The organism is Clostridium sp. CM038 (assembly GCF_055081105.1).
Genome location: NZ_CM143651.1, coordinates 1,212,530 through 1,233,347, shown reverse-complemented (window position 1 = coordinate 1,233,347; position 20,818 = coordinate 1,212,530). Strand labels below are relative to the sequence as shown.

Genomic DNA, 20,818 nt, shown 5'->3' with positions numbered 1-20,818 from the left:
AATTTATAACTATCAAAGACATATATAATTTATAATATGTCCTCGATGATTGCATCAAGGACATATTATAATTGTATTAATTTATATTAAATTATCTTCCTTAAAAATGTCGTTAAAGAAAATTTATAATGCTGATTTAAATAATTCAACAATATCTTTCTTGTTTCCTTTTCTTGGGTTACTGAATGCATTACCATCTTTTAATGCCCATTCAGCCATATATTCGAGGTCTTCTTCTTTAACTCCTTGTGATCTTAAGTTAGTTGGAATTCCAACATCATTTGCAAGTCTAAACATAGCATCGATAGATTTCTGAGCTGCATCTAGTACTGAAAGTCCTTGTATATTTTCACCCATGAATTCTGCTATATCAGCAAATTTCTGTGGATTTGAAATAACGTTCCATTTTTCAACGAATGGAAGTAATATAGCGTTAGCTACTCCATGAGGCATATCATAAAGTCCACCTAATTGGTGAGCCATTGCATGTACATAACCTAAGTTAGCATTATTGAATGCCATACCAGCAAGCAGTGAAGCATAACACATATTTTCTCTAGCCACTAAGTTTTCTCCTAGTGCATAAGCTTGTCGTAAGTTGTTTGATATTAATTTAATAGCTTGGATAGCAGCAGCATCTGTAACAGGATTAGCATCCTTTGAAACGTATGCTTCTATAGCATGAGTCAAAGCATCCATACCAGTTGCAGCTGTAAGTCCTGCAGGTTTTCCAACCATTGTTAGTGGGTCATTGATTGAAACTGATGGTAAGTTTCTCCAACTAACTATAACAAATTTAATATTAGCTTTAGTATTTGTAATAACGCAGTGACGAGTAACTTCACTAGCTGTTCCAGCTGTTGTATTAACAGCAATGATTGGAGGAAGTGGATTTGCAAGAGTTTCTATACCTGCATAGTCAACTAATTCTCCTGGATGAGTTGCCAATATACCGATTCCCTTACCGCAGTCATGTGAGCTTCCGCCACCAACTGTAATAATCATGTCACATTTTTCATCTTTAAATATTTTTACGCCTGCAATTGCGTTTCTATCCTTAGGATTTGGTTCAACATCATCATAGAATACAAAACTAATTCCTGCTTCCTTTAATGAAAGTTCAACTTGTGCTACTGCACCGCCCGGAAGACTACGAAGAAACTTATCAGTCACTATTAACGCTTTTTTTCCACCTAAAATTTTAGCTCTTTCGCCTACTACTTTTACAGCTCCTGCTCCCATAAAGTTAACCGCTGGTGCTAAATAATCATACATTCTCATATATTATTCCTCCTTAGTTTTTTTAAACATTGTAATTTGTTGAATTGTAACCTGAACTCTATTTTAAGGTGATATTAACATTTTCTTCACTGTTAACACAACCCTTGTTAATTTACTAACTATCTAAAGTATAAGCTTGTATAATTAAATTTTCATTGAAAAATATTGCATTCTTGTAGAAAAACATTGCTCACTTTATGTAAATTCCCACAGTAATTTGTCGCATTTAGTGTTTTACACGAAAAAAATAGCACTAGTTTTAGCCTAGTGCTATTTTTCTACATTATATTCATTTCTATAAACCGCCGGGGTTACCCCTTCAATCTTTTTAAATACTTTTATAAAATAACCACAATCCTCAAACCCTAAATCCAATGCTAAATTGCTTACTGGGACATCAGACGCCTCAAGCAACTCTTTAGCTTTTTTAATTCTCACTTTATTTATATAACTCGAGAAATTATCTCCAATACTTTTTTTAAAAAGCTTACTAAAATAACTAGGACTAATGTTACACAAGGATGCCATACCATTAAGGGTAATTGCGTACCTATAATTCTTTTGTATATAATCTAATGCTGGTTTTAAAATAATATCGCATTTGTTCTCACATTTTATATTATTTTTATCTTCACTAAAATCTAAGTTAACATTATTCTTTAAATTTTCTTCCACTGTTTTCACTTTATTAGCCTTTTTAAATTGTAAATTTGTCGTCTTAAATGAACCCACAGTTAAAATTTTATCATTATGTTTATTTGAAGTTATTTTTAATAAGGCTTCTTCTACAATATAGTTACTAATATGAAAAATCATGTTAGCGACAGATTTAACCCTGTCCAAAGTCATCATAGGTAACTTTTCATATAAAACTTTAAGTTCGCCTTCTTTTTCTAATTCCATATTAAAATATTTATTGTTAACTATTTGTTCTAAATCTTCCTTTTCTTCATCTTTAATAATAACTTGTCCTGCCATTACCGCACCAAAGTATTGTCCATCTATTACAATAGGAATTGCAAGGTCTATTACACCTACATGACATATATATAGATATGGTTGTTGTAATCTAGCAGCCTCGAGTCCTCCTCTAGCGTCACATTTTTCACAAAGGTGACCCACGTCTAGATGCAATCTTACAAATTTACAAAATTCACTACACTTACTATGTGTAGTAATCCTTTTCCCTTTATAATCAACCGTCACCATAGCAATGCCGGTTACCTCCGCTATATTATCCTGGATTTTTTGAAAATTATCTACATTAATAATATTATCTAGATGCAAGAAACCATTCCGCAAAATACTTCCTCCATTCATTTATAAGGGTATTATAATTAAATCATCTCTAAATTTCACATTATACGTTTTGAATCTTAGAAAAAGTCCAAATAGAAATATTTTGTGCTTTTTTTACGACTATTTTTCTATATAAGTATATTACCATCAAAAACAAAAAAATAGAAGCTAATTTTTATTAATTACCTATATCAGTGTGTATTTCTACTATAACATCACCACACTATTCACCGTTCTTAACGCAGTTTTTTTATATTAGTTATTTTAATGAAAATCCCTCCCCAAATTTCATATAATAAAAAACCCATAAAGAACATAACTAAAAGTATGCCCTTATTGGGTTTCATTTACTCTAAAATAATATAATCCATTATATAAACTTATATATATCACATGATAGAAAGTACCTGGTATTAGAACTTACATTTAAAGAAAATTGTGATACACCATTTTTTTTATGTTAGTTTAATTTTAATATGACCTTTAGCCTTTTTTCCTATAATTTCAATCTTTACATTTTTACTATCATCATTTGAAATTGTTATAGTTTTATTCATAGTTCCATTTTTTTCAAATAATATTTTTTTATCGTTATAAATCTTAATTTTTAATTCCCCCTTCTCAGCAGTAGAATTAATTTTCATAGCATAAGTAGATTTTTCAGAAGTTATCTCTTTTAAATCTATTCCATCAAATATTTCAAATTTAATATCATAAATGTTATTTTGAGTATTATCAGTCCAATTTTTTGTGTCGCCATTCCAACTTACTTGACTTATCTTAAAGTTATTCTTTTGATTAATATTTACATACTTATAAGCTCCAATGATACAAACTAAACAAATTAGTATACATCCAATTATAATTTTTTTCTTTCTTTCCATTGTTATCAACCTCCTTTTTGTACATTAATATTTCTTGAAAATATTTAACTATTACGACACAAAACACCTATACAATCATACCATCATTACCTTAAATTGGATAGTTTTAAAAGGTTTCTCCATTTTAAAAACATTGAACTATGAAAGTTATGCAAAATTATTTAATAGTAATGATAAGTTATGTTACTTTTCTCAATGGCAACAATAAAAATTTCCATCTATATTATTACAATTTCAAAATAATGATTTATATATTCTTTAATATCACTGAATCCAAGTCTAAACACTTCATTAATATTATTTTCATAACATATATTCTTTATTATTTCACAACCATAATAATATCCTATTCTATAAAAAGTAATTTTTTTAGATTTAATACAAAATAATTTATCATATATATTCTTATCAAATTTTTTATAAGCAATTAATCCTTTAAGATTTATCCCTATAGCTGTTTTCATTTTTTTACAATTATAAACCCATTCATTAACTTCATCATTTTCTAAAAATCCAAACCAATATCCTAAATTTTCTGATATTCCAAATATAAACATACTTATATATGTAGCCACGCCTTCTACAATTAATGTTTTCAAATATTTATCCTCTGTTGAATTATAGTTTTTTAAATAGAACTCTTTATTTAAATCATAATGTACTGCATGAATTATTTCGTGAGATAGAAAAACATCTAAATCATAATTTTTATTAGAACGTGAAATAATTGCTTTTATATCAACAAAAACATAAGATGAATTATTTAAAATAATACTATGACCATCTATTTTACCATCTCCAATAAAAATAATTAAACCAATATCATTTTTGATTTCAATTTTGGATAAGATACTAGCTTTATTTTCAAATATACTAATTAGGGTGTTAGATAATGTAATTACATTATTTATATCTAACTCATGCTGTATAGAATTAATAATATTTTTGTCAAATGGTTTATTCCCACAAAACACTTTAAAATACTCTTCAAAAAAGGGTTCTTGATTAAATATTTCATTTATTTTATCAGATTTCATTTGCTTAATTGCAAAATTCATTGTTTTATTTTCCATATAAATTCTCCTATTAATTAAAGGAATCCCAAAATTAATAGATTCCTTTAAAAATTTCCATATTATCAAGACTAGAGTTCCATGCCCATACGTGTTATATCATTTTACTAATTTTAAGAGATTTCGTTCTTCTAATTCACCTTTTATTATATTAGAAATAGCATTATTATTTCCTATACTATTAATATATTTAATAAACTTTCTATTTGCATTAGATAGGGTGATATTGAATATTTCAAAAAAATTCACTTTAAAATCCTCTTCTTTTAGTGAACAATAGAATAGCTTGAATTTGTCGATACCAAAAAATGAAATAAGATAATCTACAAATGCCCCAGCAATAGGATAAGTTATTAAATCACTATACTTATAAAAATTTTCATCAATTACTAAATCTTCTATATTTGCATACAAATCATTATCAATAAAAAATTTTACCCAACTGTAATTAGGTATACCCAAGGAAACTTTGTCAAAACACATTGCCAGTCCTTCTCTTATAAATGTTTGAGGCGGCATTGATATATTATATGAAATTATATGTGCATCTTCATGAAATCCTACACACTTAACTTTTTTATTATATACAGCATATATTTCATTTGGTTCACGGGCAAATCCATTGCATGGTTCATTGTCTCCATACAATTTGCCAACTTCTATAGAAGACTCACATAAATAGTATTTAATTTTAGTTCCCATTTTAGTAGTTAAACAGTTACAAATAAAATCATAACAAGTTTCCTGTATGTCGATTATTTCTTCTATGTCCTTTTCTGCAATAGAACCAACATGATAATTAAATATATAATTATCACTTTCTATTTTAATCCATTCCATAATTTATCCCCCTCATGCAACACAATTTTACCTTAACTATAATTTCTACAGATGTATCTACACTCCTTCTAAATTCTGATTTTTTTCTAATAGATATACTTCCTTATTTCACCCATAAAGGTTTAAAGGAAATCTGCATCATAAGAAAGAAGTATCTTAGTTAATTAAGATACTTCTTGAGGTATTAAAATCTATTTTATTAATTTTTCTTCGTGTTGGTTGAATAATACAGATTTTTCTGATGGTCTAAATTGTCCTAAGTTTTCGTCTATTCCTTGCAATAAGTATTTTTCATTATCTTTACCTATTGTTTCAGATGCAATTTTACTTATTTCTCCTGTTTTGCCGCCCTTGACTCTATTTAACACTAATCCTAATTTAGTAGTTTTAAAGTCTTTTAACATATAAACGTCTCCGTCACTGTCTCCAGAAACCATTATAGGTTCATACCCATATTTAGATACTAAGAACTTTTCAATAGTTTTAGTTTTTCCGATACTTTGAGTTTGGTCATATCCTTTTCTAAATTCATTTTTAATTATTCCATTATCATCTCTTTCTAATTCCATAGCTAGTACATTTTGTTCAGGAATATTGTACCCATAATTAGGATTTGAAGCAAATTCTTTTACTAAGTCTACAAATGACGCTGAACATATATATACATCAATACCATTTGACATTAAAGTTTTGTATAAATCTTGCTGTTCTTGAAATGATCTCAGACCATGTGTGACTGTAACTGAAACTACTCCTGCCTTACCAGGTGCAGAGCTTAAACTTTGTATCGTCTCTTTTGATACTGTGTCAGCTAAATTAAAGTCCAATGATTTTCGAGCTAAAATTCTTGCTTCCTTTTCATTCATTCCAGTAAACAAATAAGTAACCCAAGGATAACTTATATCTGAACTAAAACTCTCACCAATAGCTTCATACAGGTATCTTGTTTTTGCTACAAAGTTTTGATATTCAGGAGTTACCTTTATTTCATCTAAAGATTTTTCACCTGCAAGACCTTTGTAATTTTTATAAAGATATTCATAATCAGAATTTATGTCCTGTGCAATTAAATCAATATTTACAGGTTTTCCATCTTTATTGTTACATTCCTTAGCGAAATTATCTTTAGGTATGTTTGTGCGGATTACCTCAGCAAATTTCTCAGGGGTCATTTTGAATTCTAAATTTCTTAATTGATACATCAACAATGTCTCTTCTGCGTCATTAAACGCAGTAGTATTGTCCCAATCAGAAACTAAGTATGGCCTCTTATCCTTGTTATAGCCTGGACTATTAATTCCATTCTCAACAATTAATTTATTTATCTTATTATAGTTATTTTCAGACCAATTGTTTTTTTGTAATTGTTTAATCGAGCCTTGCTGTAAAGTGCTAACATTAGTACCTTTAGGAACTTCAGCACCACACCCAGCGAAAGTACCTATAGTCAAGCATACGAGCGTAGCGATTGTCAATACCTTTTGTTTGTTCATCATTACACTTCCTTTATTTAGTAATTTATTATGTTTTATGTACTATATACCAAAAAAATGGTCCATACATTATATGCCTATAATAACATCATCATTAAGTATCGTCAACAATAATTTTAAAATCAAATCACTCATGCTCGGTGCAGTCACTAGCCCAGATTACCAATGTTCTTTTTCACTCCAGGTTATGAACCTCGTGTAATTATAAGAAAGAAGTATCTTAGTTAATTAAGATACTTCTTAACGTATTAAAAGCCTATCCATCATACTCAACCATTGCCTCTTTTAAATTTCTTACTCCTCAATAAATAAAGCCAATTCTTTGTTAAATCTATCTTTCTCATCATAGAATAATGCGTGGCCACTGAATTCAAATGGTACAAGTTTAGAATTTTTAATGCCTTGTCTTTGTGCCTGCCCTAATGGGAAGAGACAGACTTTGTCATGAATACCATGAAGAATTAAAGTTGGAACACTTATTTTAGAAAGATCAAAAAATAAACGTTCCTCGCCGAGCCAACTGGTTGAAGTTGCCGCAGTGGCCCAACCTGCTGCTTGTAGCCCCAATTGAAAAATCCAATCTGAAAATGCCTGGGTTATATGCTGGAAGAAAAACATGTCTCCAAATCCCCTCAACATTTTAGGTCGATCATTATATGTTTCCTTAATCATATCTTTGACAACTTCCTCTTTCAATCCGTAAGGAAAATATGGACGCTGGATAAGGCTTGGTGCTGCTGCTGCAAAAAGAGCTAGTTTGGATACCCCGTATTCATTGTGCCTGGACATGTATCTAATAGCAATTGCTCCTCCTGTGGAGTGCCCCGCTAGTGTAAAATTCTTTAATTTAAGTGCATCTACTACACCTCGAACATCGTCTGATAATCTATCGTAGTCATAGCCTTCGAACGGTTTATCGGATTCACCGAATCCCCTCTGATCTATACCGATACACCGGTATCCCATCTTTGGAAGTTCATTAAACTGATATTCAAACAACTTATGACTTCCGGGCCAACCGTGAAGAAACACTATTGTCTTTTCACCCTTAGGGTTAATATCCTCTACATAGATCTTTACATTTTCTTCTACTCTAATATAATATCCCACTAAATACCTCCAATAATAATCTTACATTCATATACTATTCTATTAGAAATAATTATGTTAATTAAAGTTGTACATTCATAAAAAAAAAAGAGGCATAACATTGTTTGCTACGCCTCCTTCTTCTCTATAACTAATATTTTTTATTTATAACCACATTTTACAAGTATCTTTGTGCTATTCTCAGAATTTTTCTCGTTTATCATTAATACAGGTCCAGTACAACCCATTCCACTTTCGCAGTATATGCCTTCCTTCCAAAGGGCAGCACATGCATCATCGAGTTCTAAAATGTCTATACCTGGTATAGCAAAAGTAACTACTTCCTTTGGAGGGAGTGCAACTTTTTCTTCTGATGATTTTTCACTTTTACTTAGTATCCCATCAATTAACTTTTTAATTCCAGCTTTTTCTGCAGCTTTATATTCATTTTCAGCTACAATCATAAGATCATTTTGTGCACACTCAAAACAATATTTAAGTGCTTCACAAATAAGAGGTGCGCCAGAGGCCCTTGATATTATATTAATAAGTTTATCATAGTTTTCTCCAACTCCTGGACCATATCCATAACCTGAAGTTTCATAATCCCCGCCAGTTGTATAAGATGAAAGCATTTTAATAAGAAGGTTTCCAGTAAGTGAATCGCAAACCAGTACATCTGGAGTTCCTGCAAGTACATCATTACCTCTCATCATTGGTCCACCATCTGCTCTTAACGAATCTGCAAATTCAAAATTATAACCAGACTTTTTTAATTCACCTAAGTTTCTTTCAACTTCCCTCGCTCCATCAATATTTAAAATTCCTACTTTAGGATTTTTTATTCCTGTAGCTTTTGCAACTGCAATTCCACCTATAGCATTTTTCAACATGGCTTCTACTCTATTAGTTGAAGTAGCACCTGTGGTCGTAGCTATTATTATATCGCGTCCTTTTGCTGGAGTAACAGCCATCCCCACTGTAGAAACTCCTATTGGAAAATTAAAATGTTGGGTAACACAACCCTGGATTTTTCCTTCCTCCAAAAGTTTCAACATTTTATTGTGCCCGTCTTCTGCAGAAGCTACTTCAACTACTTCAAATTCACAGTCAATCTTTTCACCTATCAGTACAATATCAAAGCTGCCATACTTTTTTGATGCTAGTATGCATGCTTTTAACATTTCAGAAATACCATGCTCTGAGCCATATGTTGTTAATCCTATTTTAATTCTCTTTTTAAAGCTTCCACTTTTAATACCATCTGCTATTTCATTGAAAGCCTCCGCTATGGCCTTTTTTGTTTTTATGTTTCCCATAAGATCACTCTCCTTACTATATCAAGACTCAACTATTCGTTCATCATCATTTCAGCAAATTTTTTCATGCTTTCCGCTATCATAAGCTTTAGTTCTTCATTTGAAACTTCAGCTACATCATCTTGCTTTCCAGAATTTTTTTGTATAAGTACTGAAACTCCATCAAACAAATTAGTCATCCTTCCAAGGAACAAGCTTCCTTTTCCAATTAACATAAAATTATTCATTCTCCCATCCAATATTGCATTAATTCCATGTCCAACTATTGGAACTGCTGATGGAATATGTCCTTGTGTTGGAGCAAATCCTGGATAGCCATGCTTTAATACAAAGCTTGGAAGTTCTTTTCTGTCTAATTGTCCGTTTTTAACAGCAAGAGCGCCAATCATTTTATAGTTTTGAGTTGGTACATCTCCAGCTCCTGCAGGTTCCGTGATATCGGGAGTTTGAAGTTCTGGAGCGTATTTATCAACGTCAGTTATTTTCATTCCGGCATTAGTTAATGGTTTTAATACTAAAGCTTCAAGCACAGCTTGAGGTGCCGAGCCATCTCCAATTGTATGTTTTCCAATGATGTCTGTTCTTATTTCAGGGCTTATGCCATCATTTTCTGTTATAAGTAATGCAAATCCTCCAAGGCAATCCTCAAGGATTGGAAGTCCTTTTTTTACATGGTCTCGTCCATTCATTCCAAGCTTTGAAGTACATCCTCCTGCAAAAACTATAACATTTTTAAAGATACCTGATTTTACTAGAGCGGAAGCATTTATTATTGCATGAACTGGTGCCGCGCAAAAACCTCTCATGTCAATACCAGTCGCTCCTTTAATACCAGCAATTTCACCACATGCTTTGGCAAGATTGCCTCCGCCTCTTTGATTCATATCTCCTACTGCTTCTTCAGAACATTCAATTAAGTAATCAACTTCACTTACATCAATTCCAGTAAGTTTAACTAACTGCATTAATGCAAGGACACCTGAAGCCTTAACAGCAAGGTTTTCAAGCATAACATGTGCTGAAAGATTTATATCTACATCATGAGCTTTTTTTACACACCCAATTAGATCATCACCAAGATACAATCCTTCTGCATCTTGAGTATCAACTAATTCTTTTATGATAGCTATGTCCTCTCCAACGCCAAGTGCTTCAACTTTTACGTTAAGTAATTCATGAGCAGCAAATTTTTCTCTAACACTTTGCGTAAAACCTTTTTCTAATACTACTAAATCAAATACATCTGAAACCTTAAGCAATCCGTAAAATTCATCCTGGGGCATTATTTCTCCGAATTTTCCTGCTTTTTGAGCACCTTCAATTTTTGAATTGTTCCAAGGTCTTTTAATTTCTAAAAGTTCCTCTGGAATTATGTTACCTATATAAGTTTGATTAGGAGGATATGCTACTACATCCTCAAAAGTTCTTAAATGATTTTTTGCCTCTTTTAAGAATTCTGAATCCGGATTGTTTTTTCTCTCAACTGCAGCTGTTGTTCCGCAATGCATTACCATATCTGGAGTGTTAATAAGAATATAAGATGCTTTTTTAACTACTGGAAAGCTCATTATTTCATTCCTCCTTTATATTCCTTTATTTTAATTAACAAAAGTGAAGATAAATATCTTCACTTTTGCACTTTTTAATAATAGTTTTATTCTTCAAAAACCTTTTGCCCATCAACTTGGGTTTCTAATGCTTTAAGTGCTTTAGCTACCAGTTTATATCTAAGCTTCATTTCAGCTTCCTTCTCTAAACTAGGGTTTCCTAGTGGATGTGGGATAGCTATTGTCGGTACTATTCTATTTGCTCCAACTGTAAGTGAAATTGGAACTACTGTGCACATGTGGACTACTGGAAGTCCTCCACGCTCTATTTCTTTAACGAGTGTTGCACCGCAACGTGTACAAGTTCCTCATGTTGACGTTAATATAACAGCATCCACACCATCAGCTAACAATTCCTTTACAATTTGTGCTCCAAATTTCTTTGAATTGGCAACGGATGTACCATTTCCAACCGTAGAATAAAAATATCTGTGAAGCGAACCTATTTTTTCTTCTTTTTCCATTTGTCTTAATACATCTACTGGAAGAACCCTATCACAATCAGAATTGGCATAAGTTGGATCAAATCCACCATGTGCAGTTTCATATGTCGCCTCTGTTAAATCGTCAACACCGAAAATGTCATATTTACCAAACTTTGAAGCGCTTGAGGATTCAATATGGTCAGGGTTACCTTTTGGAACTATTCCACCTGATGTAACTAATGCAATTTTAGCTTTGGTTATGTCTTTTATAGCTGCATTTGGCTCTACCCTATCAAATACAGGCATTACAAACTCAGTTGCAAATTCCTCTCCTTTAAGCTTCTTAACGAGCATATTAACTGCTCTTTTTGAACCTCTAACTGTATCAAAATAATTCTTTCTTATTCCTCTTTCAATATAACCTTCCTCTGCAGGTGATCCTATTTCTTCACCGTGAACAAGTTTTAAACCAAGCTTTACCATAGCGGGAAGAGCTTGCCTCATGCCAACCGCACTATTTCTAGTCTCAATAATATATGCGTCCTTTTTATATATATCAGCACCAGGATTTTCAATATACATTGCTGTAAGCACAGGAACATTTAATTTTTCTTTAACTTCTTTTGCAACAGCACCACATGCCATTCCGTATCTTCCTGCATTGAAAGCTGGGCCTGCAATTACTAAATCAGGGTTGTAACTTTTTATCATTTCAATTACTTCAGCTTTTGCTTTTTCTAGATTTTCATTGAAATATGAATCTCCGCAAATAACAGTAGCAACTATTTCAGCTTCACCTTTAAAAATTTTGTTTAGCCCCATTCCAGGACCAACGAAACCTTCTCTTACTTCTGGTTTATAATTTGCCTCTTCTTCTCCGCCTATACCAGCATAAAACTGATTTATATAATGAACTACCTTAATCAATTGGGTTTCCCCCTTTTCTCATATTTTGAATTTACTTTTTAAACTTAAAATTAATATTTTGAAAACTCATCTCTTATTGTCTTTACTTCCTTAATTATATCGTCAACGTCTAGAACCATTTCCATCATTCCACACTGCTCATCATAAACCGTCGCATCACATTCATCCTTTATTTCTGGCTCAATCATATGATAAACAGCAAGACCAAGTTCAATTCCTGCAAGTGGGCCTGCAAATGTAGGGTCCCCTGCAGCTACTGTTTCAGCTGAAAGTCCTGAAGCTTCTGCTTCTGCTCCACCAAGTATAACTACAATGTTTTCTGCACCATTCTTGTCTGCTAATTCTTTAACTCTTTTTTGGATCTCCAGATCCATAGCACCAGCGGCAGTTCAGACAAAGCATTCTGTTGAAGCAAATATTACTTCTGCTCCTGCAGTTTTTACGCTTTCTTCGATTGCTTGACCTGGTATTCCATCTCTATCACCTATAGCAATTACTTTTTTACCTTTTAACATTTATATCATCCTTTCTATAAAAAAATTAGTACCCTCTTGTACTTAAAGTATTATACCCAACTTCGCTTGTTGCTCCAGTAATTACCTGGATTTCAGCTTCAATTGAGCCGTCCTCTCTCAAACTTCCAAAATGTCCTCCAGCAATAACATTTGCATTTTCCGGATGACCGATAATTTTCTTCATTGCGGGAAGTACAATAACTTCATTTGCATTTCCAGCAGTTACTACTGCATCGCCCTTAGGAGTTGAATCTGCAAGTGATTGTGAAGCTCCATCTTGACCAGCATATTCATCGGTTATTAGCACTGTTTTAATTCCTAGTGCTGAAATCTTGTTACAATTCATAACTAAATCTGCGTCTGGATTTCCAAAACCCTCCTCAGAAATTATTACTGCATCTGCACCTAAATATTCAACTAATTTTGCAGTATAGCTTGATGATCTTTCTTTATCTGCAAGGTATACAGTTTCATTAGTTAATACACATCCAAGGAAATTGTAGTCAATACCATGTCTCTCATACAAATCCTCAATTACAGGATGATTCATATGAACATACGATGGGTTCTTATCACAAGCTGAAACACAGTTTCCTGAAACAATAGCACCATCAAATATTTCCGTTGGGTATATGAATGTAGGTATTATTTTCTTTGCATCAACTCCATATACATAAGTGTCATGAAGAAGCCCCTGACTTTGAAGCATATATACATATATTACTTTAGGAAGATCAGGATACTGTTTTACCTGTTCTAAAAGAGGAAGTGTTTCGAAAGTCTTAATTTCATCAGCCTCAAGTTCTCTTGCACATTCACCAAGATATGTTGCAGCCTTAAATCCAACCATTCTAACAGCTTCTTCGTGATCATGTGGAAGTACGCTTTTCTTTGTTTCACATGTTATTACAACGTTGTTTAATTTTGAAAATGGTGTATATTTAGCACCAATTCCACTCATGTCAATGATTCCTTCCTGGAACCCAACAATATTTCCAGTAGTTACAACAGCTGCGCCTTTCAAAACATTTGTTCTTCCATTTCCAACTGTATCAACCTTGCTTATAAATCCTGGAAATATCCCACCGCTACCTGATACCTTTACCCTTGGCTCAATAACGTCTTTAACTGGAATTATTCTTGTCTCATCTCCGGGTCTTGCAATTTCAATGCTAATACTTTCAATTCTTTCATCTCCGCCTATATGTGCAAGCAGTTCTTCTTTATTTACAAAAAGAACTCCCTTTTCAACCTTTGTGCAAGTGCCAAATTGAACATCATTAATTTTAATTTCACCAAGTTCTAAACGCAAAGTTTCCACCTCCGAAATAGTTTAGCCATTTATTACAATGTTTCATAAACGCTTTTAATAAAATTCTCTACATCATCAATTGTTTCGATGTTTTCAGGGGTAATAGTGCTTATTTTTTCGTTATTTTTATAAATTATCATCGTTGGGAGTCCAAGTACTCTTTGAGATATAGCGAGTCTTCTAGAACCACCGATATTAAGACTTGCAAATTTGATTTTATCGCTATATTTGTTTTCTAGTTCGTGTACTCCAGGCATAAGTTCCTTACATACTTCACATTTGTCACCCCAGAAATCAACAAATACTGCTTTTTCAGAATAAGATACTACTTCCTCATCAAAATTTTCCTTTGTCAAACTAATCATTTTAAATACCCCCTAATTCTATTTATTTGCTATATATACTTCTGCAGAAGTTGCTGCTATTGCGCCATCAGCTGCTGCAGTTATAACCTGTCTCAAATTCTTGACCCTAATATCTCCAGCTGCGAAAACGCCTGGAATGTTGGTTACCATATCATCATTCGTCATTACATAACCACTTTCATCCATATTGACCTTACCTTTGAAAATTTCTGAAATAGGAATGTATCCGACAAATACAAAGCATCCATCAACCTTCACTTTTTGAACTTCGCCTGTTTTAACATTTCTGACCTTAAGGCCTTCAAGTATTTCATCGCCTTCTGCCTCATCTATAACTGAGTCGTATATAAACTTGATTTTTGGATTAGCAAAAGCTTTTTCTTGAATTGATTTACAAGCTCTTAATTCATCTCTTCTATGAATTACTGTTACACTATCTGCAAACTTCGTGAGATAAATTGCTTCAGTTATGGCGGAATCTCCACCGCCATTTACGGCTACATCGAGCTCCGTAAAGAAATCAGCATCACAGGTAGCGCAATATGAAATTCCCTTGCCCCGTAGCTCATTTTCATTTTTAAAACCTGCTAATCTGGGATAAGCGCCTGTTGCAATTACAATAGTTTTAGCCTTATATGTTTCTTTTTTGCATTTAACAGTTTTTATTTCACCTTCAAGTAAAATATTTTCTACAGTATCTTTTGCAAACTTTGTACCAAATTCCTCGGCTTGAGTTCTCATTCTTTTAATCAATTTTGGACCAGTGCACTCTTCAATTGAGCCAGGATAATTTGCAAGTTCATCTGTTATTGCGGCCTGTCCTCCAAATTTTCCTCGTTCAATTATTATAGAATCAAGTTTTGACCTTGATGCGTAAAGCCCTGCCGATAGCCCAGCTGGGCCACCTCCTATAATTATAGTGTCATAAATATGCTCCATTTTAAGCCCTCCCAGTATATTGCATTTATTTTCAATTTAGACCATGACTTATAATATCGTAATCTATTAACATGAAATCATTTCGCACCGCATCTGACCATGCTGGTGTTCCCCTATCTTTAATGAATTTTTCAGTTGTGTGTATTGATTCTTCAATAAAATTAACTGACTGTAAATCTATTACTTCTTTTTTTGATTTTGTTATTATTACAGTTTTGTAGGGCGTTTCATTTGGCTTTATGCTGCTAGAAAGCGGATGTGTGAGCAAAAGGTGTCCCTTATGAATATGATTTCTTACAGCTTTTAGTACATTCATTATTCCAGTACTTAAAAATTCGACTTTATATTTTTCACCAAATTTGTCTAGACATAATGGGTTATTAGTTACAATCAATACTTCTTCTATCAATTAATCCCCCCCTTACAAATACATTAATTCAATTTATTTCCGCTTGCGCATAAAAAAAGACAAAGATAAGAAGCTCATTTAAGCCTTTATCTCTGTCTTTTTACCTGAGAGAATTACTCCTTCGGTGCAATTGCTTTCCAGAGGTATATCAATCTTCGGTCCTTTTGCCTGAGATATTCATATTACAGCGCATGTAATACTTGGCCCTTCGGCTATCCATTTAAGGATGTTATATTAAATAACTAAGCTTAAGCTTAATCTCCCGAAAACATCATCTATCAATATTTAAAAGTTATTACAACTTTATTATAATCTTTTTTTTAACAATGTAAAGCTTTTAATTCAAATACTATCTATAAATTCAAATAATATCCACTTAAATCATTTATATTATAACATCTCTATAAATGCTGACATTCTTGTATTAATTTGTCCTATATCTGCTTGAGAATAATCTGTTTCAATGCTCATATATGGAATATTTTTCTTGTTGAAAACTCTTTTTAATCTAAGAGTTTCTACATTATACGTATGACAAGCTTGAAGTATTACATCTATTACTCCGTCAGCTTTATATTCTTTACATAACTTTTCTAACAAATCTATTCTGTTATCATTTGGAGTCATACAAGAGCATCCAATATTTAAATATTTTTCTGTTAAAGCGTAAAGAGGATCCTTGTTTTCATCAACCAATGTCTCTGTTGTTTTAGCTCCACCGCAGTTTTCATAGCATACCACTACTCCACCATTCTCTTCTATTGCCTTAATTATTTTTTCAGTTCCTTGTCCTAGAGGACATCCTGTAATAAGTATTCTCTTTGCATCACTCGAAACTTTTCTTTCCCCCATATTGTACCTATCTAATGACTCACTTGTTATGCTTTCAAGATCTTTTATCAATACTTCTTTATCCAATTTAAATCCTGCTCCAGATAGAACCTTATGCATTTCGTAGCCTGTAATTGCTGGTGGTTCTAGCTGGCCTAGCTCATAAAACTTTCTTAGAGCTACTCTTTCCCTATTTTTAAGCTTAATCGCTATTTTAAGCTTTTCATCCGTAATTTCAACACCATAAAAATTTTCTAGACACTTCTTTAGCTTTACTAATTCATTGCTCCATAGTTTATAAGAATCCTCATCATTACAGTTTTGAGGAAGCTGCATAATATGAGTCTTCTTAATATCTGCTAAATATTCATACATCTTCTTCTTTCCATCACATGTAGTTTCTCCAACAATCATATCGGAAAAATAAAAAAATGGACATTTATCTGTAATTGCAAAGCCATAAGATGCTTTAATTAATGGGCATAGATTTCTTGGTAAATCCCTTTCGGCATCAGCTATAGGTTCCTCAGTCATACTGCATAATGAAACTGCAATAGCATCTGCGGCCATTATTATTTCTGTTGGTGTGAAAGTACAAAATACACCCACAACCTTCTTGCCTTCATCTTTTAAATTCTTGATGCTTAAAAAAGCATTTCTTCTTGCCTCACTAAAATCTTCAAATTTTTCTGGTAAGTTATTCATTAATATATCCCCCTCCGTTATAACGTTTTATTAGAACTTTTTTCAATTCTGCTTGCCATTATAGCCGCTCCAATAGCACCTGCATATCTTGCCATTTTTTGAGTAGCTACAGGTGAACCTAATTTTTCTGAAAGTTGATCCATAATAAATGGGCTATCGCAAAGTCCTCCTGTTAAGAAATAATTATGTGAATCAGAATGTTTCTGACACAGCGATTTTACTTTACCAGTAATAGATTCTATTACACCAAATGCAATATCTTTACGTTTTTTACCACTACCAATAAGACTAATGACTTCAGATTCTGCAAAAACGGTACACATCGAACTGATAGTTGTTCCACTCCCCTTTGCGGCTTCAGTACAAAGTTCATCAATATCGAATCCTAGTGTTCCAGCCATTAATTCTAAAAATTTACCAGTACCAGCTGCACACTTATCATTCATAGAGAAGTTTGTAACCTTACCACTTTCAACAGTTATAACTTTTGTATCTTGTCCACCTATATCAATAACTGTACAATCTTCATGTAATAAATAATACGCCCCAACTGCATGGCAGGTTATTTCAGTTATTGTTTTATCTGCATAGGGTACAGAAACCCTTCCGTAACCTGTTGCAACTATTTTACTATTACTAGAGGTCATTCCTAGTTTTACTATTGCTTGTTTTATTTCCTCAGCTGTTTTGACACTACTCCAACCTGTTGGGTAAATAAAAGTATTTTTAATTTTATCATGTTCAAGAATACATACCTTAGAAGCAGTTGATCCAATGTCAATTCCTATGTATAGCATGTCCTTCACCTTCACTTTCTTATTGTACATAATTAAAAAAATAATAAACCTCTAAACTAATCACACATTTTTGCAATTCATTTTCATTCCCTCCATAATATATAAAACATAATATTATTTTACTATATTTACAGTTTATTCACAATGAACATTATGCATTATATTGGAATTATAACTGTTTTTCAGGTATAGATTTCTGAATCAGAGTGTGTTACTGTTATTTAACTTTTTATAACCTTCTAATGTTGCAAGTTTCATTTTGTATGTATTTTTTTCTTTTATATCAGATTCGTTTTCATCGATTACTTTATTAACTTGTTGTTCACTTCTGTAAGCAATGATAGTCCATAAATTACAATCAAATTTGCAGCTTAAATTCAATTGTAATTTATGGTTTTAAATCATATTGTTTACATTTTTTTATCATTGTTATAGAATATATTTACATAACGCATTCGGTGAATATATTATGTAAATATTCTCTATGGGGTATGTTGTTAAAACAATTAGAAGGTGGCAATTATTATGGAAAGGAAATTTGAACATTTGGTAGTTAATGAAATTTGCTGGCAAGAGAGTCTCCCAGATCATGAGGGTTCCATAGGAGGTAAGGGATTTCCTGTGATTATGAGCTCTAGCATTGTTCCAGAAGCTAAAGCACTATGGGAAAGGCAACTCCACATATTCATTATGGAGATGAAATGTATTTAATCTTAGGAGGAGAAAATGCAGCTACTATCGCAGTAACTTTAGGTGATGACTATTACGAAATTAAAACTCCAGGTGCTGTTTATATTCCAGCAGGTGTTCCTCATTCAATTAAGATGATTGATGGTGTGGTTGGTAAATTTGGTGGTGCTTGCCCTATATTCTCAGGAACTGAATACATCACTAAGCCTGTACCAGAAAACTGGGATAAATAAAATTCAACCTTGCCCTACTTATAATCCACTATGCTTTAATATGTCAACAGCTCCAATGAATGAAAGAATTCATTCTTATAATGCAAAAATATTTTTACAATTGACAGGTGGTTTGGGACGTTCTGCAATGCCTGGACTATATAAAAAGCCAATTGCTCCTTCAAAGGCAGAAAACCGCTTTGACCCAAGATTAACTCATGAAGCAATGACTACTGAAGATATAAAAGTTTTAATAGAAAACTTCATAAAATCAGCAGCAGTGGCAAAACAGTCAGGTTTTGATGGAGTTGAGGTCCATGCTGTACACGAAGGATATCTTTTAGATCAATTCGCAATCGGTTTCTTTAACAAAAGAGTTGATGAATATGGCGGAGACTTAAGAGGCCGTTTGAAAATCGCAACTGATATAGTTAAGGGAATCAAGGCACAATGTGGTGAAGATTTTCCAGTTTCACTACGTTTCAGTGTTAAGAGTATGATGAAGGGACTTCGTCAAGGCGCATTACCAGGAGAAAAATTTGATGAAGTTGGTAAGGATACAGAAGAAGGATTGGAAGCAGCTAAAATATTAGTAGAAGCGGGCTATGATATGCTAAATGTTGATGCTGGAACTTATGATTCTTGGTATTGGAATCACCCACCAATGTATTTTAACGAAAAGGGAATGTACAGAGAATTCGGTAGACAAGTTAAGCAAGTTGTGGATGTTCCAGTCACTATTTCAGGTAGAATGGATGACCCTGACGTGATTAATGACGCATTTGATACTAATTCTTGTGATATTGTTTCCTTTGGACGTCCACTTTTGGCTGACCCATATCTACCTATGAAGATAAAAGCGGATGAGTGGGAAGATATTAGACCATGTCTATCTTGTCATGATGGGTGTATGGGAAGAATTGCTCATGGGCTACCATTATCTTGTGCAGTTAATCCTCAATGTGGTCGTGAAAAATCATATCACTTAACACCAGCAATGAAAAAAAAGAGTGTTTTAATAATTGGTGGTGGACTTGCAGGTATGGAGACTGCAAGAGTTTGCAAGTTGAGATGCCACCATGTAACATTGCTTGAAAAGAGCGGTAAATTAGGTGGAACATTAATACCAGGTGGAATACCTGATTTCAAGAGCGATGACCGCTCTCTATGCAAATGGTATCAAAGACAAATGGATATATTAGGAGTTAACGTTCAATTAAATACAACTGCTGATGAGTCGATGATTGAGATAACGGATGCTGATGTTATTGTAATGGCAACAGGTTCTAAGGCGTTTATCCCTAAATTTTACACAGATAGAAAGATTTTAAGTGCAACTGATGTATTAATTGATCCATCCTTGGCTGGTAAAGATATTGTAATAATAGGTGCAGGTCTTGTTGGTTGTGAAGCCGGTCTTTGGTTGTCAAAAATGGGCAAAAATGTTAGCATAATAGAAATGCTTCCGGTTATTTGCGGTGGTCCTCACAATATGCCATTTATGAACTGGGATATGATGAAGGATTTACTTCCATTCAACAATATTAAAGTAATGACTAGCACAAAGATTGAAAAAATAGATTCAAATGGCGTTAAAGTTTCTAATAAAGATGGAGAAAGTATATTAAACGCAGACACAATAATAGCTGCAACAGGGTACGAGCCTTATAATCCACTACAAAGCATACTTGACAAAAGTAAAAAGGAAACTTATAATATTGGGGATTCTAGGGAAGTTAAGAACATTATGAAATCTATTTGGGACGCATTTGAAGTAGCCATGAATATTTAATAATTAGTAGCTAT

20 protein-coding genes and 1 riboswitch are annotated in these 20,818 nt (G+C 32.8%); of the genes, 3 read left to right on the top strand and 17 right to left on the bottom strand.

Features of this window, described 5'->3' with window-relative positions; all coding sequences use genetic code 11:
* Positions 1-123: 123 nt before the first annotated feature.
* From ACWJKS_RS05565 to ACWJKS_RS05485, 17 genes are all read right to left on the bottom strand, one after another.
* Positions 124-1,281, bottom strand: a complete 1,158-nt coding sequence (locus ACWJKS_RS05565; RefSeq protein ID WP_462960657.1) for an iron-containing alcohol dehydrogenase — start codon at positions 1,279-1,281, stop codon at positions 124-126.
* Positions 1,282-1,551: 270 nt separating this feature from the next.
* On the bottom strand, positions 1,552-2,583 hold the full coding sequence (locus ACWJKS_RS05560) for a PocR ligand-binding domain-containing protein (RefSeq protein WP_165414190.1): 1,032 nt from the start codon (positions 2,581-2,583) through the stop codon (positions 1,552-1,554).
* Between the two features lie 452 nt (positions 2,584-3,035).
* On the bottom strand, positions 3,036-3,464 hold the full coding sequence (locus tag ACWJKS_RS05555) for a hypothetical protein (RefSeq protein ID WP_462960656.1): 429 nt from the start codon (positions 3,462-3,464) through the stop codon (positions 3,036-3,038).
* Between the two features lie 218 nt (positions 3,465-3,682).
* Positions 3,683-4,537: a hypothetical protein gene (locus tag ACWJKS_RS05550; protein ID WP_462960655.1), complete on the bottom strand. Its 855-nt coding sequence runs from the start codon at positions 4,535-4,537 to the stop codon at positions 3,683-3,685.
* Between the two features lie 99 nt (positions 4,538-4,636).
* Positions 4,637-5,377, bottom strand: coding sequence for a hypothetical protein (locus ACWJKS_RS05545; RefSeq protein WP_462960654.1), 741 nt, complete (start codon positions 5,375-5,377; stop codon positions 4,637-4,639).
* Positions 5,378-5,568: 191 nt separating this feature from the next.
* Complete coding sequence (locus tag ACWJKS_RS05540) at positions 5,569-6,873, bottom strand: HAD family hydrolase (protein ID WP_462960653.1); 1,305 nt, start codon at positions 6,871-6,873, stop codon at positions 5,569-5,571.
* A gap of 291 nt (positions 6,874-7,164) precedes the next feature.
* A complete protein-coding gene (locus tag ACWJKS_RS05535) occupies positions 7,165-7,980 on the bottom strand; it encodes an alpha/beta fold hydrolase (RefSeq protein ID WP_462960652.1) in 816 nt (271 codons plus the stop codon).
* Positions 7,981-8,120: 140 nt separating this feature from the next.
* Entirely contained in the window at positions 8,121-9,278 is a 1,158-nt protein-coding gene (grdD, locus tag ACWJKS_RS05530) for a glycine/sarcosine/betaine reductase complex component C subunit alpha (protein WP_462960651.1), read from the bottom strand.
* Positions 9,279-9,310: 32 nt separating this feature from the next.
* Entirely contained in the window at positions 9,311-10,846 is a 1,536-nt protein-coding gene (gene grdC / locus ACWJKS_RS05525; RefSeq protein WP_462960650.1) for a glycine/sarcosine/betaine reductase complex component C subunit beta, read from the bottom strand.
* A gap of 86 nt (positions 10,847-10,932) precedes the next feature.
* Complete coding sequence (gene grdB, locus ACWJKS_RS05520; protein ID WP_165413476.1) at positions 10,933-12,237, bottom strand: glycine reductase complex selenoprotein B; 1,305 nt, start codon at positions 12,235-12,237, stop codon at positions 10,933-10,935.
* 50 nt (positions 12,238-12,287) lie between these two features.
* Complete coding sequence (gene grdA / locus ACWJKS_RS05515) at positions 12,288-12,752, bottom strand: glycine/sarcosine/betaine reductase complex selenoprotein A (RefSeq protein WP_165413475.1); 465 nt, start codon at positions 12,750-12,752, stop codon at positions 12,288-12,290.
* Positions 12,753-12,777: 25 nt separating this feature from the next.
* Positions 12,778-14,064: a glycine/sarcosine/betaine reductase component B subunit gene (locus tag ACWJKS_RS05510; RefSeq protein ID WP_462960649.1), complete on the bottom strand. Its 1,287-nt coding sequence runs from the start codon at positions 14,062-14,064 to the stop codon at positions 12,778-12,780.
* Between the two features lie 32 nt (positions 14,065-14,096).
* Positions 14,097-14,429, bottom strand: a complete 333-nt coding sequence (locus ACWJKS_RS05505; RefSeq protein WP_216303811.1) for a thioredoxin family protein — start codon at positions 14,427-14,429, stop codon at positions 14,097-14,099.
* An 18-nt stretch (positions 14,430-14,447) separates the two neighbouring features.
* Positions 14,448-15,368, bottom strand: a complete 921-nt coding sequence (gene trxB, locus ACWJKS_RS05500; protein WP_216303810.1) for a thioredoxin-disulfide reductase — start codon at positions 15,366-15,368, stop codon at positions 14,448-14,450.
* A gap of 31 nt (positions 15,369-15,399) precedes the next feature.
* Positions 15,400-15,777: a GrdX family protein gene (locus ACWJKS_RS05495; protein WP_187351433.1), complete on the bottom strand. Its 378-nt coding sequence runs from the start codon at positions 15,775-15,777 to the stop codon at positions 15,400-15,402.
* An 82-nt stretch (positions 15,778-15,859) separates the two neighbouring features.
* Positions 15,860-15,928: riboswitch (glycine riboswitch) on the bottom strand.
* A gap of 239 nt (positions 15,929-16,167) precedes the next feature.
* Positions 16,168-17,313: a double-cubane-cluster-containing anaerobic reductase gene (locus ACWJKS_RS05490; protein ID WP_462960648.1), complete on the bottom strand. Its 1,146-nt coding sequence runs from the start codon at positions 17,311-17,313 to the stop codon at positions 16,168-16,170.
* A gap of 17 nt (positions 17,314-17,330) precedes the next feature.
* On the bottom strand, positions 17,331-18,110 hold the full coding sequence (locus ACWJKS_RS05485; RefSeq protein WP_462960647.1) for an acyl-CoA dehydratase activase: 780 nt from the start codon (positions 18,108-18,110) through the stop codon (positions 17,331-17,333).
* 525 nt (positions 18,111-18,635) lie between these two features.
* Here ACWJKS_RS05485 and ACWJKS_RS05480 point away from each other — a divergent pair.
* From ACWJKS_RS05480 to ACWJKS_RS05470, 3 genes are read left to right on the top strand one after another with little or no spacing between them, the layout of a single operon-like run.
* A complete protein-coding gene (locus tag ACWJKS_RS05480; RefSeq protein ID WP_462960646.1) occupies positions 18,636-18,821 on the top strand; it encodes a hypothetical protein in 186 nt (61 codons plus the stop codon).
* Positions 18,812-19,033: a cupin domain-containing protein gene (locus tag ACWJKS_RS05475; protein WP_462960645.1), complete on the top strand. Its 222-nt coding sequence runs from the start codon at positions 18,812-18,814 to the stop codon at positions 19,031-19,033. The genes ACWJKS_RS05480 and ACWJKS_RS05475 overlap by 10 nt, the downstream gene beginning before the upstream one ends.
* Positions 18,942-20,804 (top strand): oxidoreductase, encoded by a 1,863-nt coding sequence (locus tag ACWJKS_RS05470; protein WP_462960644.1) that lies wholly within the window; start codon positions 18,942-18,944, stop codon positions 20,802-20,804. The genes ACWJKS_RS05475 and ACWJKS_RS05470 overlap by 92 nt, the downstream gene beginning before the upstream one ends.
* Positions 20,805-20,818: the final 14 nt, after the last annotated feature.

What these genes read in the sequence shown, in the direction of transcription:
- ACWJKS_RS05555 (WP_462960656.1), bottom strand. Translation starts at nt 3,464, where the DNA reads ATGGAAAGAAAGAAAAAAATTATAATTGGATGTATACTAATTTGTTTA.
- ACWJKS_RS05505 (WP_216303811.1), bottom strand. Translation starts at nt 14,429, where the DNA reads ATGATTAGTTTGACAAAGGAAAATTTTGATGAGGAAGTAGTATCTTAT.
- ACWJKS_RS05480 (WP_462960646.1), top strand. Translation starts at nt 18,636, where the DNA reads ATGGAAAGGAAATTTGAACATTTGGTAGTTAATGAAATTTGCTGGCAA.
- ACWJKS_RS05540 (WP_462960653.1), bottom strand. Translation starts at nt 6,873, where the DNA reads ATGATGAACAAACAAAAGGTATTGACAATCGCTACGCTCGTATGCTTG.
- ACWJKS_RS05545 (WP_462960654.1), bottom strand. Translation starts at nt 5,377, where the DNA reads ATGGAATGGATTAAAATAGAAAGTGATAATTATATATTTAATTATCAT.
- ACWJKS_RS05470 (WP_462960644.1), top strand. Translation starts at nt 18,942, where the DNA reads ATGGTGTGGTTGGTAAATTTGGTGGTGCTTGCCCTATATTCTCAGGAA.
- ACWJKS_RS05475 (WP_462960645.1), top strand. Translation starts at nt 18,812, where the DNA reads ATGTATTTAATCTTAGGAGGAGAAAATGCAGCTACTATCGCAGTAACT.
- ACWJKS_RS05485 (WP_462960647.1), bottom strand. Translation starts at nt 18,110, where the DNA reads ATGCTATACATAGGAATTGACATTGGATCAACTGCTTCTAAGGTATGT.
- grdC (WP_462960650.1), bottom strand. Translation starts at nt 10,846, where the DNA reads ATGAGCTTTCCAGTAGTTAAAAAAGCATCTTATATTCTTATTAACACT.
- ACWJKS_RS05490 (WP_462960648.1), bottom strand. Translation starts at nt 17,313, where the DNA reads ATGAATAACTTACCAGAAAAATTTGAAGATTTTAGTGAGGCAAGAAGA.
- ACWJKS_RS05550 (WP_462960655.1), bottom strand. Translation starts at nt 4,537, where the DNA reads ATGGAAAATAAAACAATGAATTTTGCAATTAAGCAAATGAAATCTGAT.
- ACWJKS_RS05565 (WP_462960657.1), bottom strand. Translation starts at nt 1,281, where the DNA reads ATGAGAATGTATGATTATTTAGCACCAGCGGTTAACTTTATGGGAGCA.
- grdD (WP_462960651.1), bottom strand. Translation starts at nt 9,278, where the DNA reads ATGGGAAACATAAAAACAAAAAAGGCCATAGCGGAGGCTTTCAATGAA.
- trxB (WP_216303810.1), bottom strand. Translation starts at nt 15,368, where the DNA reads ATGGAGCATATTTATGACACTATAATTATAGGAGGTGGCCCAGCTGGG.